The sequence below is a fragment of the Mesorhizobium sp. WSM4815 genome, from assembly GCF_055811575.1.
The window spans coordinates 266,256-279,495 of record NZ_JBVVQS010000102.1 but is presented as its reverse complement, the minus strand read 5'-3'; the positions used below and the strand labels follow the sequence as shown (position 1 = coordinate 279,495).

The following is a 13,240-nucleotide window of genomic DNA, read 5'->3' as shown; positions in this document are numbered from 1 at the left end:
AAATTGAACGAACTGACATTGGAGTGACGACTTGAAAGCCAAACTGGGCATGTCCCCCATTGCATGGTGGAACGACGATCTTGCGGAACTCAGCGATGACGTGTCGCTGGAGGAATGCTTGGCGCAGTCGCGCTCGGCGGGCTTCACCGGCATGGAAATGGGCCGCCGTTTTCCCAGTGAGCCGAAAATCATGCTGCCGATCCTGAAGAAGGCCGACGTGACGCTCTGCGGCGGCTGGTTCTCCGGTACTCTGGTCGACGAAGACATGGCCAGGAATAAGGATCGCATCCAGCCGATGATTGATCTGTTCAAGGCGGTGGACGCGCCCTGCATCGTCTATGGCGAGGTCGGCCGCTCCATCCAGGGTGACCGCTCAAAGCCGCTCGCCACCAAGCCGAGGCTTTCGGACGACGAGATGAAGGCCTATGCGAGGCGCCTCACGCAGTTCGGCGAATGGTGCGCCGATCAAGGCATGCCGCTCTCCTACCACCATCATATGGCGGCGGTCGTCGAGACCGAGCCGGAGCTCGACGCCTTCATGCGGCATTCGGGAGAAGGCATTCCACTGCTGCTCGACGCCGGCCATCTGGCCTTTGCCGGCGGCGATGTGCTGCGCGCCATCAACAATCATCACCGGCGCATCAATCATGTCCATGTCAAGGACGTGCGGATGGAGGTGATCGAAAAACTCGATCGCCAGAAGCAATCCTTCCTCGATGCCGTGGCGCTCGGCGCCTTCACGGTGCCGGGCGACGGGTCGCTGGATTTTGGTGCCATCGTGGAAAGGCTGGCGAACTACGGCTATGAAGGCTGGTTCGTGGTCGAGGCCGAGCAGGACCCCAAGAAGAATCCGCCGCTCAGGATGGCGCAAGTCGGCTACAAGGAATTGATGCGGGTGATGACGGCCGCCGGCTACACGGTTGAAACGCAGGGCTTCCCCAATGCTTGAGCGAGTCTATTCCCGTCGACGGGGTGATCCGATGCGCGGGCTGATCCGATGAAGGATTCTGAGCATCCGTTCTTCCGGCCGCTGTGGCGCCGTGTTGCCATCGTCGCGGTCTGCCTAGGCTGGGCCGTGGTCGAGTTTGCCACCGGCGCGCCGTTCTGGGGCACGATCGCGCTCGGCTTCGCCGGCTATGCCGTCTGGCAGTTCTTCTATCTCTACAAGCCGGCCGACAGCGGCAAGGGTTCGGCCGACGCCGAACCAAAGGAGTGAAGTGCGATGTCGAAACTGCTCGTCAAAGCCGATAAGGGCCATGGCCGCGTCGCCCATGTGACGCCGCAAAACGCCGGCTGGACCTATGTCGGTTTCGATCTGCATCGATTGCGGCCCGGCGAGACCGTCTCCGGACAAACCGCGAGCCGTGAAGTCTGCCTGGTGTTCGTCACCGGCAAGGGCAAGGCCAAGGCCGGCGGCAACGAGCTCGGCCTGCTCGGCGAACGCATGTCGCCCTTCGAAGGCAAGCCGTGGTCGGTCTATGTGCCGCAGGGCTCTGACTGGTCGGTGACCGCCGACACCCGGCTCGAACTCGCGGTCTGCTCGGCGCCGGGGCTTGGCGGTGGCCTGCCGGTCCGCGTCATTGCGCCAAAAGATCTCGGCCAAGAGGTTCGCGGCAAGGGCACCAACACGCGCTATGTCACCAACATCCTGCCGGAAGGCAAGCCGGCCGATTCATTGCTGGTGGTCGAGGTCATCACGCCCGGCGGCCACACGTCGAGCTATCCGCCGCACAAGCATGACCAGGATAATCTGCCGGCCGAATCCTATCTCGAGGAGACCTATTACCACCGCCTCAATCCGCCGCAGGGCTTTGCCTTCCAGCGCGTCTACACCGATGCCGACCGGAACGGCGCTCGTTCGCTCGACGAGGCGATGGCGATCGAGGACGGCGACGTCGTGCTGGTGCCCAAGGGCTATCACCCTTGCGCCGCCTGCCATGGCTACGACCTCTACTACCTCAACGTCATGGCCGGGCCGAAGCGGACGTGGAAATTCCACAACGCGCCCGAGCACGAATGGCTGATGAAGGCCTGAGGCGCTGCCCGTCCGGGTCAGCTGCCCGTCCGGGTCGGCAAACTGGCCCAAGGCGAAAAAATCGTCGGCTAATGACCCGCCTGAACAAGTTTGTTATCAGGAGCGATCATCAGCTTCGTCATTTCGTCATGCAAATCGCCTATGGCAGCGGGAGTTGACGAGGACTTTCGATGCGCTACGCTATCTATTTCACCCCCCGGCAGGACGAACCGCTGGCGCGGATCGCCGCCAATTGGCTCGGCCGCGACCCGTTCGGCGCCGCCACGAGGCCGGTCGAGGCCGTGGGCGAGTTGTCGCCGGCGGAAGTCGCCTTCCATACCGCTTCCGCGCGCCGCTACGGCTTTCATGCGACGCTGAAGGCGCCCTTCCGGATGGCTTCGAACGAAACGGAAGCCGCGCTTCGCGCGGCACTGGACGATTTCGCCGAAACGACGCCGGTGGTGACGATCCCACGGCTGGTCGTCAGCCAGATCGACGGCTTCTTCGCGCTGGTGCCGGAAGGTCCGCTGCCGGCGCTCAACCGCTTCGCCGACGACGTCGTGCGCGACTTCGACCGTTTTCGCGCGCCGCTGAGCGAGGCTGAGATCGAACGGCGCAGCCCTGACTCGCTGAAGCCGGCTGAATTCCGCAATCTCTGCCAGTGGGGTTACCCCTATGTCTTCGAGACCTTCCGTTTTCATATGACGCTGTCCGGCCGGGCCTCGTCACAGGAAAGCCCTCGTCTTCGCGCAGCAATCGACAGCCTGTTTGCGGGAGTCCTGCAACGGCCGGTGCCGGTGGACGCGCTGACCCTGTTTGTCGAAACCGAACCTGGCGCCCCGTTCATGGTGCTTTCCCATCATGCGCTCGGGCGGCGCCCGGTGAGAAAAACTGCCTGAAAACTACTTGTTTTAACCGCTTTTGTGCGATGCCAACTCATCCCAATCGGTGATTCAATTGGCTGCAAATGCTCCAAGGACTGCCTGAAATGACCGTCGAGACCGTTCTCAACAATGCCCGCATCGTGCTTGCCGACGAGATCGTCGAAGGCTCGATCGTGCTGCGCGACGGCTTGATCACCGGGATCGATGCCGGCGCCGGCCGGAACGGCGAGGACATGGCCGGCGATTTCATCATTCCCGGGCTGGTCGAGCTTCATACCGACCACCTGGAGGGTCACTACGCGCCGCGGCCGAAGGTGCGCTGGAACCCGATCGCCGCCGTTCTCGCCCACGACGCGCAGGTGGCGACTGCCGGCATCACCACCGTGCTCGATGCCTTGCGCGTCGGCATGGACGACGATGCCGACATGAATTCGGCCGACATGCGCAAGCTGGCCGATGCGATCGAGGACAGCGTCCAGCAGGACCGGCTGCGGGCCGACCATTTCATCCATCTGCGCTGCGAGGTTTCGGCGCCGGATTGCCTCGCAGCCTTCGCGCATTTTGACGGCGATGACAGGATCAAGCTGGCGTCGCTGATGGACCATGCACCGGGACAGCGTCAGTTCGTCGATTTGGAAACCTATGCCTACTACTACCAGCGCAAGCTGAAGCTGACGGATCGCGAATTCCAGCAATTTTGTGAGAAGCGGATGGCGGAGTCGGCGACGAATTCTGGGGCGAACCGCGCCTTCATCGCTGCTGCCTGCCATCAGCGCGGCATCGTGCTGGCCAGCCATGACGACGCCACGACCGGCCATGTCGACGAGGCGATCGAACAAGGCGTCCGCGTCGCCGAATTCCCGACCACCAAAGAGGCCGCAAAAGCTTCGAAGGCGGCAGGGCTCGGGGTGCTGATGGGCGCCCCGAACGTCATGCGCGGCGCCTCGCATTCGGGCAATGTTTCAGCCCGGACACTCGCCGGCGAAGGCCTGCTCGACATATTGTCGTCCGACTACATCCCCTTCAGCCTGATCCAGTCGGCGTTTTTCCTCGGCGACGTTGTCGACGGCATCTCCCTGCCGCAGGCGGTGGCGATGGTCTCGAAGAACCCGGCCGAGGCAGTCGGCCTCGCCGACCGTGGTGTTATCGAGCAGGGCCGGCGCGCCGATCTGGTTCGCGTCCGTCTCGACGACCATGTCCCGGTTGTCCGCACGGTCTGGCGGCAGGGACGTCGGGTCGCGTGATGGCGTCGGCGTCGATCGAGCGTGAATTGTCCGCCGCGGCGTTTCCGATCCGCGACGGCGTGTTCGTCGCCGTCGTCGGGCCGAGCGGCGCCGGCAAGGACACGGTGATCGGCTATGCCCGGTCGCTGTTTGCCGACGAGACCCGGCTGGAGTTCGTGCGCCGGGTCATCACCCGGCCGAGCGATACGACGAGCGAGGATCACGACACGCTGGCCGATGCGGCCTTCGTCGAGGCCGAGGCGGACGGCGCCTTCGCCATCGCCTGGGAGGCGCATGGCTTGCGCTATGGCATCCCGGCTGAAGTCGACCGGTCGGTGGCGAATGGCCGCGTCGCCATCGCCAATGTCTCCCGCGCCATCATCCCGGCGCTGCGCGATCGCTATGCCAATCTGGCTGTCGTCGAGATCACCGCATCGCCGCAGATCCTGGCCGAACGACTGGCGATGCGCGGCCGCGAGTCGCGCGGCGAAGTGCTGGCGCGGCTGGCGCGCAGTGCCAATGTGGCGTTGTCCGGGCCTGGCGTCACCTCGATCGACAACAGCGGCCCGCGCGAGGCGGCCGGCGAGCGTTTTGTCGACGTGCTGCGCAAGGCAATGGCGTTCTCCGACGGGCCGTGACATCGATCAAAGAATGCAGCGGGGCAAAACTAATCTGTAGCGATCCTTCGCGCCCCCCTCTGTCCTGCCGGACTCAAGGTTCGTGAAGCGCTACTCCGCTGCCGCGCCGGCCGCGCCCTTGCGGGTTGCCTCCAGCATCAGCCGCCGCTCCCGGTACACGCCCCATTGCTGGTCGACCAGCACGCCGATCAAAATCACGCCGCCCATCACCGCGAAATTGAGCGAGGATGGGATGCCGAGCAGGTTGACGAGGTTTTGCAGTTCCTGCAGCAGAACCGTGCCTAGGATCACGCCGATCAGCGAGCCTTCGCCGCCACGCAGCGAGAAGCCGCCGAGCACGGCTGCGGCAATGGCGTAGAGTTCGTAGAATTGGCCGTGGCTGGCCGGCGAGATCGAGCGCGTGTACATGGCGAAGTAGATCGCCGACAGCGCCGTCAGCACACCGCAGATGACATAGGCCGCCATGACGACGCGGCCGGTGCGGATGCCGGAATATTTTGCCGCCTCCTCGTTTTTTCCGATGGCATAGAGGTAGCGGCCGAACACCGAACGGTGCAGCACCACCCACATCACGATGGCGATGACGATCAGCGCGATGAAGCTGTTCGGCACGCCATAGGATCGTCCGGCGGTCAGGAATTCGAGCTCCGGGAAATTCTGCCCGAACGCAAAGCCCGCCGTGCCGTCGGCTGTGTAGAACCGCGCCACGCCGCGATAGATCAACAGGCCGCACAGCGTCACCACGAAAGGCTGCAATTTGAGCCGCGTGATCAGCCAGCCATGTGCCAGCCCGATGATGCCGCCAAGCACCAGGATCAGCGGCAGTGCCACCGGCCATGCCATGCCGCGCGTGGCGATGAAATCGACGAACAGGACGCCGAGCAGCGCGACCACCGAGCCGACCGACAATTCGATGCCGCCGGTGATGATGACGAAGGCCTGGCCGATCGCCAGGATGCCGAACAGCCCAATCAGGTTCGAGGTGTTGGCGAGGTTGATCGGCAGCAGGAAGCGCGGGTTGATGATCGCCACCACCGCTCCGACCACGAGGATCAGGATCAGCAGGCCGAGATCTTTCTTGCTCATCGTCTTCTCCCCAATGCCTGCCTACGCAGTTTCCGCAAAAGTATTGCGCGGTTTTGCGACCGGAACCTGCGCCAAACAAAACCTATTTCGGCTGCTTGCCGACGGCCAGCAGCAGCACGTTTTCCTGGCTGAACTGTTCCTTGTCGAGAATGCCTGAGATCTGGCCCTCATGCATGACGGCGATGCGGTCGGAGACGCCGATCACCTCCTCCATGTCGCTCGATATCATCAGCACGGCGACGCCGGCATCGGCCAGCGCCCGCATCAGCCCGTAAATCTCCGCCTTGGCGCCGATGTCGATGCCGCGCGTAGGCTCGTCGAGGATCATCACCTTGGGGCTCATGGCCAGCCACTTGGCCAGCACCACCTTCTGCTGGTTGCCGCCCGACAGCGTGCCGGTGCGCGTCGCCACCGAGGGCGCCTTGATGCCGAGATTGCGTTTCTGCTTCTCGGCGGTGACGGCTTCGGCACGGGCAGAGACCAGGGATCGCCGGGCATGGGCCGGCAGATTGGGAAGCGAAATGTTCTGGGCAATCGACAGGTCGAGCAGGATGCCGGTCAGCTTGCGATCCTCGGGGACGAGGAAGATCCCGTTGGCCACAGCGTCGGCCGCCGAACCAAGAACCAGATCTTTTGCATCAAGCTGGAGCGCGCCGCCAAGGCTCTTCTCGATGCCGAAAAGCACGCGCGCCAGCTCCGTGCGGCCGGAGCCGACAAGACCCGCCAGGCCAAGGATTTCGCCGCGCCTGACGCCGAGATCGACCGGTCGGTCTGGATAGGCGCTGGTGCGAACGGCCTTGGCCGACAGTGCGACGGCGCCGGGCGGGCGGGCCGATTCTGCGGCCTTCTCCCGCTCCTTCAGCATGCGGCCGATCATCAGCTTGACCATAGAGTCGTGGTTGATGGCGTTCTTCGGCAGCGTGCCGGCAAGCATGCCGTCCCTCAGCACGACGACGCGATCGGCAACCCGCTCGACCTCGTGAAGGCGATGCGAGATGAAGATGACGCTGATGCCGTCGGCCTTCAGCGCCTTGATGACATCGAGCAGCTTGTCGGTTTCGGCAAGGGGCAGGCTCGACGTCGGCTCGTCGAGGATGACCAGCCGCGCCTCGATCGACAGCGCCTTGGCGATTTCGACCATCTGCTGCTGGGCAAGCGACAGCGCCGATACCGGGGTGTTTGCCGAGAAATTGGCGCCCACGCGTTTGAGCAGCGGCGCCGCCAGCGTGCGCAGCCTGGTGCGGTCGACAAGCCTGAGCGGACCGGCGCGCAACGGCTCGCGGCCGAAAAAGATGTTGGCGGCAACGTCGAGGTTTTCGAACAGGTTGAGTTCCTGGTGGACGAAGGCGATGCCGGAACCGATGCTGGCCTCGACCGACAGCCCGTCATGGGCGACGCCGTCGACGGTGATCGTGCCGATGTCGGGTGTGGTCACGCCGCCGAGGATCTTCATCAGCGTCGACTTGCCGGCGCCGTTTTCGCCGACGAGGCCGATAACCTCGCCAGGCCTGACCTCCAGCGAAAACCCGTCCAGCGCGACTACGCCGGGATAGGTCTTGCGCACGCCCTCGAGACTGAGGAACGGGGCAATCGTGGATGCGCCGATGGATGCGTCGGAATAGTTCATCATGCCTGACAGCAGTTGGCGGGCCAGCCTCCCCGCAGATTGACGAGCCTGATCAGGCCCGTCAATAACAAGCGGAGCCAGTCACGCCAGCGTCGCGCTGCCCTCCCCCTAACCCTCTCCCCGTAAAAAACGGAGGATTCGCCAGCGTTGCAACCACTGCCCTTCTCCCCGTTCTGCACGGGAAGAAGGGGGATGAGGGGCCAGCGCCGACGACGCTCAGTTTCCGGACATCGCTTTCAGATTGGCGGCATAGGCATCGACGTCGTCCTTGCCGATGATCTTGGTCGGGATGATGATCAGGCCGTTCTCCGGAATGCCCGACTTGTCGCCCTCGAGATAGGCCGCCATCAGCTTCATGCCCTGGTAGGCCCATTCGAAGGGCTGCTGCACGACGGTGGCGGCAACGGTGCCTTCCTTGACGCCGCCGAGCGTGATCGGATCGTCGTCGAAGCCGACGACCGTGATCTGGCCGAGCTTGCCGGCGTCGCGCAGCGCTTCATAGATGCGCGGGGTGTTGTAGGAATAGAAGCCGACCATGCAGGTGACGTCGGGGCTGGCGACCAGCGCGTCCTCGACGTTCTTCTTGGCGCGGGCCTGGTCGATGTCGTCGCCACGCACGTCGATCAGCTCGATCTTGGTGCCGGCGAGCCCTTCCTTCATGCCTTCGATGCGCTCCTTGGCATTGTCGGCGCCGAGCAAGCCGACGAAGCCGAGGCATTTGCCGCCGTCGGGCATCGCCTTCTTGGCGATCTCGGCCGCCTGCTTGCCGGCATCGATGTTGGACGAGCCGATATAGGCGATACGCTTGGTCTGCGGCGCGTCGCTGTCGGTGGTGAACAGCGCCGTCTCCGAGGCGATCTTGTTGAGCCCGTCGGTCGAGGTCTTGGGATCGACGGCCGAAACCATGATCGCCTTGACGCCGGCCGTCACCAGATCATCCATCAGCCGCTGCTGGATGGCGACCGACGACTGTTCCGGATATTTGAGCTCGAGATTGTAGTTGGGCAATTCGGCCTGGGCCTTTTTGACGCCGGCTTCGGCCGCCTTCCAGAAATCGGAAGCGCCGTTGACGACGAAGGCCAGCGTCGGTTTGTCCTGGGCACCGGCGATCGCCGTGAAGGACAGACCGAGAGCCAGGGCCGCTGCGGCGACGGACATATTTCGTATCGCAGATTTCATGTTCAACCTCCCGTTTGATTCAGTCATTTTCGCTGATCTGAACTTTGTCGAATGCGGCTTGGACGCCCTCCTCCTCAAGGGTGCTGGCAGCGAAAGAACGGCGCCATCCCAGCCGCGATTTTGGACTTTAGAGACTCATTGGCAGTTCGTATAGTCGGATTTGTCTGACATTTCAGTAATTGCGTGGCGTTGCTTTGCCGGCCCAAGAGCCCGGATGCCGCGCCACACGCCTGCTTCCCGTCATGGCCCGTTCGGTCCCGAGCCGGGCATGACGAATTGAGAATAGAACGCTTACTGCTATTAGTAAATAGTATTAGTCTCTGGTTGGAAACCTGGTTGTCGCTGGCGAATGGCTGCCTGCCGTGTGGTGAGAAAGGGAACCTTGATATTGGATCACGTTCCCAGCAATCGATCTTCCAGAACCGCGTATCGCTGTCTCCGCGCTGCTAGCCATTCGGCTGCCAGGATGATAATAATGATTAATCGAGTGCCTGTTTTATAAATGCGAAGCGCCGTCGGCCGTCCTGCCGTCTTTAATGATGTCCCAGGACGACCGCTGGTTAGCCAAGCCGGGAATATGGAATACAATGCCATGAGCGAACCAACGGATCTGCGCGATCCTCCCCTCGAAGCCTCCCGGCGCCGAAAGCCATCGGCCAAGAATCCCAAGAGTCGCGTCACCATGACCGATATCGCCAGGGCCGCCGGCTGCTCGCAGGCAACGGTTTCGTTCGTCCTCAACAACACGCCGGGCATAAGGCTCTCGCAGCAGACCCGCGATCGGGTGATTGAGGCCGCGCGGGGTCTCGGCTATGCGCCACCAGCCTTCTCTGCTCTTCGCAGCCCTATCGCCTCGTTCGAAGGGCTGGACGGGGTGATCGGCTTCGCAGTCGATCAACTGGCGACCAGTCCCGAGGCAGTCGTCGCCATAGAAGGAGCGCGCCAAGCCTCGTGGAATGCCGGGAACGTCGTGCTGGTCGCTCAGACTTTGGGTGATTCCGCCATGGAGCCGCGCGCGATTGCGGCACTGACCAAGCGAGGCATTTCGGCGCTGATCTACATGACCATCTTCACGCGCGAGATCGCCGCGCCCGACTATCTCTACGACCTCGATATCCCGGTCATCCTGCTCAATTGCTATACCGCCGACTACGCCTTCCCGGCCGTGGTGCCGAGCGAAATCGCTGGCGGGCAGAGTTCCACCCGCCACCTGATCAGCCATGGCCACCGCCGCATCGCCACCATCACCGGCGAGCCGTGGATGCAGGCGGCGCAGGATCGGCTGAAGGGCTACCGCCGGGCGCTGGCGACGGCCGACATCCCGTTCGATGCGGAGCTGGTGGTCGAGGGCGACTGGTCAGCGAGCGCCGGCTACGCCGCGACCGTCAAGCTTCTGGCGCTCAAGGACCGCCCAACCGCAATCTTCTGCCAGAACGACCGAACCGCGATCGGCTGCTACGAAGCGCTGAAGGAAGCCGGCCTGCACATCCCTGGGGATATTTCCGTGATCGGCTATGACGACGAGGAAATCGCCCGGCATCTGTTCCCACCTTTGACGACGTCGATCCTGCCGCATATGGCGATGGGGCAATGGGCGATCGAGCAATTGGAAGTCCCTGCACCGCCCGGCCGCGGCCGCTACCCCATTACCAAGCTTGAATGCCCGCTGGTCGAGCGGGAATCGGTCAGTGCCGTGGCGCCTGGGCGCACACACGGACTGACAGCCAGCTGAGCACCTCCAGACTTCCGTCAATGCAAACGCCGTACTGATGCCGCTCCAAGCCAGACAAGCGCCCCGCAAAGGGCGGTGGCCCCGAAATTGTCGCCTGGCGTGGTGGATCGGCATCCTTGTGTCCAGAGTTCTGCGGATTGACATACAGTTTCGCCGTCTTCATGCGCCGCAACGATATCGCCCGGTATTGGCTGTCGCTGTTTTCGGACGAGGGCGAAGCGCCATGAGCCAACTTCCAACTCGCATGGCGAACGGCATCCTTAAGCATCGGTGCGGGAAGGGAATTGCTCACCCCAACGGCATAACGCCTCTGCTCCAGCATTGAGCGCCGCTCCGCTTTCTGTCAACGAATAGACGACCTTGGTCGGCGATCCCGGATAGACTTCTCGGTTCACAAGCCCGTCAGCCTCCAGTTCGCGTAATTGCTGCGTCAGCATCTTTTCACTGATCGCCGGAATGGACTGCCTCAATCGGCCGAACCTGCGAGACGCCGTTCCAAGCTCACAAAGACTATCCACTTTCCACTTCCCTTCGATCGCCTTGATCGCCGTTGCGAAGCCGCAATTGCCCGTCGGCTCATTCATGATGCTCTCCTTACCGTTGGGTAACCACTTACCTCCAGGTGCGTATTGTGCGCCCCATTCACTCCGACATACCTCTGCCCTTGACGGCAAACATTGGCGCCGCTCGCCTATTGGCGTCTATTGGCATGGAGTGTTGCAATGAAGCTTTCAATCAGCGTTGTCGGGACGGGTCGTATGGGATCGGCGCTCGCCCGCGCCCTGCTCCGGTCGGGATATCGGACGACGGTCTGGAACAGGACGAAACAGAAGGCCGAACCGCTGGCCACGCTCGGCGCCACTGTCGCGGGGTCCGTCCTGGAAGCTGTCAATGCGGCTGAAATTGTCATTGTGAACGTAAGCGACTACCAGGCAACCGCTGCAGTTCTGCACGACGATGCTGTTGCTTCAGCTATTCGCGGCAAGCTGGTCGTGGAACTCACTTCGGGAACGCCGCATGGCGCACGTGAAGCCGCTGAATGGTTTGCCGAGCACGGAGCCAGCTATCTCGATGGCGCAATCATGGCCACGCCGGATTTCATCGGCACAGATGCCGGGACGATACTGATCTCGGGGCCAAGCCAGGCTTTCGACGCGAACGAGGAGATGTTTCGTGCCTTGGGCGGCAATGCCCAGCATATCGGGGAAGAGCCGGGACGTGCGAACGCACTTGATAGCGCGCTGCTTGCTCTCATGTGGGGCGCGCTGTTCGGCACGCTGCATGCGATCGCCGTGAGTCAGGCCGAAGAGATCGACCTCGGCAGGTTGGCTCGGCAGTGGACCGCAACAGCGCCTGTTGTTGACGGGCTTGTCGCCGACCTGATCAAGCGAACGGATGCTGGCCGTTTTGCCAGCGACGATGAGACGCTCTCATCGATCTCCCCGCATTACGGCGCATTCCAGCATCTTTTGGAGCTGATGGAGGCGCTCAAGATCGACCGCTCTGTGGCCGACGGTTACGACGCGATCTTCCAACGGGCGATTGCAGCTGGCCACTTACATGATGATTTCGCAGCGTTGTCGCAATTTCTGGGAAGTCCGGATAAGAGATCTCTCCGATCTGGAGTGCGAGGCGGATCCCTTCTGACTGGCTGAGCGGATTTGGTCTCCGGCCTTATTGAGGCGGACCACGCTTTGCCGTCAGCCAGCGGGATCGGGCTTTGTTGTCCGAGCATGGGCCGGTCAGACCAGTGACCTATTTGGGGGAATAGAATGCCTTTGACGCTTCTCATCGATTCGTATTGTGCTGCTTGGTCCGATCAGAACGCCGAGCAGCGGCGGGCATTGCTGTTACCGATCTGGAGCGATGGCGCGACATACACAGACCCTACAGTTCATGCGACTGGCGCGGAAGAACTGCTCGCGCACATCGCACGAGTTCTGGCCAAGCGTCCCGGTGCCCGCATCCTACGGACAAGTGACGTGGATGTTCATCATGGGATCGCACGCTTTGCGTGGAAGTTTGTGATGCCTGATCGATCGTCCTTCCCTGAGGGTTTGGACATAGCCTTCCTCGACCCTGGTCATAAGCGAATAACGCGTATCATCGGCTTTTTTGGGCCGTTGGCACGGTCAAGCTGATCGACCAGCGCGTGCCAGCCCGTGCGCCACCAGCCGATCGATAATCTCGCAATAGCGACGCCGCTTGCCGCCATCGCCTTGGAATACATGCTGATATCGGTGGCGAGGATGGGACGGAATGCGACTGGGGCGAAGTGCTGTCCTGGGAACCGCCAAACCGCATCGTCCTGGCATGGCGGATTCGCGCCGACTGGCAATATGATCCGTCGCTGCTGACCGAAGTCGAGGTCAAGTTCTCCGAGGCCGGCGAGAACGCGACTCGCGTCGAGCTCGAGCATCGTCAGCTTGAGAACATGGGCGCGGCCGGTGAAGCGGTGCGTGAGATCTTCGAATCCGATCGTGGCTGGTGCGGTCTCCATCCTGCAAAACTATGTCCGGTTGATCGAGAAGCGGTAGGCTGCCAACCGATCGGCCAACTGACTTACCCTTTGAGTGCGTGAAAGCTGCGCTTCAATTCGCAACGCAAGTGCTATAGTGAGACCAAGAAAGCGGCTCGCCGCTTACCGAGGCAACGAAAGCGAAAGCGTATTGGTCGCAGTGTATGCAAGCCGTAGCGATGGGATGAGACGAGGCGGCCGAGGACGGGACGGGCCCGGCGTCCTGCTCAGCCTGGGTGCCGGTCTCCGGCTGCTGGCTTCGCTGCTCTTTTTGATCTGGACCATTCCTGCGGCAACAGCCGACCAGGTTGCGCATGACCTTGCCGAAGGCCAAATCGG

14 protein-coding genes are annotated in these 13,240 nt (G+C 62.5%); 9 read left to right on the top strand and 5 right to left on the bottom strand.

Annotated elements, in window-relative coordinates:
• Window positions 1-31 precede the first annotated feature (31 nt).
• From iolE to phnN, 6 genes are all read left to right on the top strand, one after another.
• On the top strand, window positions 32-949 hold the full coding sequence (gene iolE, locus AC0L2B_RS30120; RefSeq protein WP_473747976.1) for a myo-inosose-2 dehydratase: 918 nt from the start codon (window positions 32-34) through the stop codon (window positions 947-949).
• A gap of 48 nt (window positions 950-997) precedes the next feature.
• Window positions 998-1,216 carry a DUF3329 domain-containing protein gene (locus AC0L2B_RS30115; protein ID WP_027152068.1) on the top strand — a complete coding sequence of 73 codons (219 nt, stop codon included), beginning with the start codon at window positions 998-1,000 and terminating at the stop codon, window positions 1,214-1,216.
• Window positions 1,217-1,222: 6 nt separating this feature from the next.
• Window positions 1,223-2,035: a 5-deoxy-glucuronate isomerase gene (iolB, locus tag AC0L2B_RS30110; RefSeq protein ID WP_473747975.1), complete on the top strand. Its 813-nt coding sequence runs from the start codon at window positions 1,223-1,225 to the stop codon at window positions 2,033-2,035.
• Between the two features lie 170 nt (window positions 2,036-2,205).
• The gene (locus tag AC0L2B_RS30105; protein ID WP_473747974.1) at window positions 2,206-2,913 is read left to right on the top strand and encodes a DUF1045 domain-containing protein; all 708 of its coding nucleotides are present in this window, start codon (window positions 2,206-2,208) and stop codon (window positions 2,911-2,913) included.
• A gap of 89 nt (window positions 2,914-3,002) precedes the next feature.
• Window positions 3,003-4,142 (top strand): alpha-D-ribose 1-methylphosphonate 5-triphosphate diphosphatase, encoded by a 1,140-nt coding sequence (locus AC0L2B_RS30100; RefSeq protein WP_473747973.1) that lies wholly within the window; start codon window positions 3,003-3,005, stop codon window positions 4,140-4,142.
• A complete protein-coding gene (phnN, locus tag AC0L2B_RS30095; RefSeq protein WP_473747972.1) occupies window positions 4,139-4,759 on the top strand; it encodes a phosphonate metabolism protein/1,5-bisphosphokinase (PRPP-forming) PhnN in 621 nt (206 codons plus the stop codon). The genes AC0L2B_RS30100 and phnN overlap by 4 nt, the downstream gene beginning before the upstream one ends.
• A gap of 90 nt (window positions 4,760-4,849) precedes the next feature.
• Here the strand turns inward: phnN and AC0L2B_RS30090 are convergent, their stop codons facing one another.
• From AC0L2B_RS30090 to AC0L2B_RS30080, 3 genes are all read right to left on the bottom strand, one after another.
• Window positions 4,850-5,845 carry an ABC transporter permease gene (locus AC0L2B_RS30090; protein ID WP_077374661.1) on the bottom strand — a complete coding sequence of 332 codons (996 nt, stop codon included), beginning with the start codon at window positions 5,843-5,845 and terminating at the stop codon, window positions 4,850-4,852.
• Between the two features lie 82 nt (window positions 5,846-5,927).
• Window positions 5,928-7,472, bottom strand: coding sequence for a sugar ABC transporter ATP-binding protein (locus AC0L2B_RS30085; RefSeq protein WP_473748263.1), 1,545 nt, complete (start codon window positions 7,470-7,472; stop codon window positions 5,928-5,930).
• A 216-nt stretch (window positions 7,473-7,688) separates the two neighbouring features.
• Window positions 7,689-8,651 carry a sugar-binding protein gene (locus tag AC0L2B_RS30080; protein ID WP_473747971.1) on the bottom strand — a complete coding sequence of 321 codons (963 nt, stop codon included), beginning with the start codon at window positions 8,649-8,651 and terminating at the stop codon, window positions 7,689-7,691.
• 592 nt (window positions 8,652-9,243) lie between these two features.
• On the opposite strand from AC0L2B_RS30080, the gene AC0L2B_RS30075 reads away from it, so the two are divergent.
• Window positions 9,244-10,383, top strand: a complete 1,140-nt coding sequence (locus tag AC0L2B_RS30075; protein WP_473747970.1) for a LacI family DNA-binding transcriptional regulator — start codon at window positions 9,244-9,246, stop codon at window positions 10,381-10,383.
• A gap of 260 nt (window positions 10,384-10,643) precedes the next feature.
• On the opposite strand, the gene AC0L2B_RS30070 is transcribed toward AC0L2B_RS30075, so the two are convergent.
• Window positions 10,644-10,967, bottom strand: a complete 324-nt coding sequence (locus AC0L2B_RS30070; protein WP_473608019.1) for a winged helix-turn-helix transcriptional regulator — start codon at window positions 10,965-10,967, stop codon at window positions 10,644-10,646.
• 138 nt (window positions 10,968-11,105) lie between these two features.
• Here AC0L2B_RS30070 and AC0L2B_RS30065 point away from each other — a divergent pair, with 138 nt between their 5' ends.
• The gene (locus AC0L2B_RS30065) at window positions 11,106-12,038 is read left to right on the top strand and encodes an NAD(P)-dependent oxidoreductase (RefSeq protein ID WP_473747969.1); all 933 of its coding nucleotides are present in this window, start codon (window positions 11,106-11,108) and stop codon (window positions 12,036-12,038) included.
• A gap of 428 nt (window positions 12,039-12,466) precedes the next feature.
• On the opposite strand, the gene AC0L2B_RS30060 is transcribed toward AC0L2B_RS30065, so the two are convergent.
• Window positions 12,467-12,613: a hypothetical protein gene (locus AC0L2B_RS30060; RefSeq protein ID WP_236393309.1), complete on the bottom strand. Its 147-nt coding sequence runs from the start codon at window positions 12,611-12,613 to the stop codon at window positions 12,467-12,469.
• Between the two features lie 45 nt (window positions 12,614-12,658).
• Between AC0L2B_RS30060 and AC0L2B_RS30055 the strand changes: the two genes are divergently transcribed.
• Complete coding sequence (locus AC0L2B_RS30055; protein ID WP_473747968.1) at window positions 12,659-12,964, top strand: SRPBCC domain-containing protein; 306 nt, start codon at window positions 12,659-12,661, stop codon at window positions 12,962-12,964.
• Window positions 12,965-13,240 lie beyond the last annotated feature (276 nt).

What these genes read in the sequence shown, in the direction of transcription:
- AC0L2B_RS30100 (WP_473747973.1), top strand. Translation starts at nt 3,003, where the DNA reads ATGACCGTCGAGACCGTTCTCAACAATGCCCGCATCGTGCTTGCCGAC.
- iolB (WP_473747975.1), top strand. Translation starts at nt 1,223, where the DNA reads ATGTCGAAACTGCTCGTCAAAGCCGATAAGGGCCATGGCCGCGTCGCC.
- AC0L2B_RS30070 (WP_473608019.1), bottom strand. Translation starts at nt 10,967, where the DNA reads ATGAATGAGCCGACGGGCAATTGCGGCTTCGCAACGGCGATCAAGGCG.
- AC0L2B_RS30085 (WP_473748263.1), bottom strand. Translation starts at nt 7,472, where the DNA reads ATGAACTATTCCGACGCATCCATCGGCGCATCCACGATTGCCCCGTTC.
- AC0L2B_RS30080 (WP_473747971.1), bottom strand. Translation starts at nt 8,651, where the DNA reads ATGAAATCTGCGATACGAAATATGTCCGTCGCCGCAGCGGCCCTGGCT.
- AC0L2B_RS30115 (WP_027152068.1), top strand. Translation starts at nt 998, where the DNA reads ATGAAGGATTCTGAGCATCCGTTCTTCCGGCCGCTGTGGCGCCGTGTT.
- AC0L2B_RS30090 (WP_077374661.1), bottom strand. Translation starts at nt 5,845, where the DNA reads ATGAGCAAGAAAGATCTCGGCCTGCTGATCCTGATCCTCGTGGTCGGA.
- AC0L2B_RS30105 (WP_473747974.1), top strand. Translation starts at nt 2,206, where the DNA reads ATGCGCTACGCTATCTATTTCACCCCCCGGCAGGACGAACCGCTGGCG.
- AC0L2B_RS30060 (WP_236393309.1), bottom strand. Translation starts at nt 12,613, where the DNA reads ATGTATTCCAAGGCGATGGCGGCAAGCGGCGTCGCTATTGCGAGATTA.
- AC0L2B_RS30075 (WP_473747970.1), top strand. Translation starts at nt 9,244, where the DNA reads ATGAGCGAACCAACGGATCTGCGCGATCCTCCCCTCGAAGCCTCCCGG.
- AC0L2B_RS30065 (WP_473747969.1), top strand. Translation starts at nt 11,106, where the DNA reads ATGAAGCTTTCAATCAGCGTTGTCGGGACGGGTCGTATGGGATCGGCG.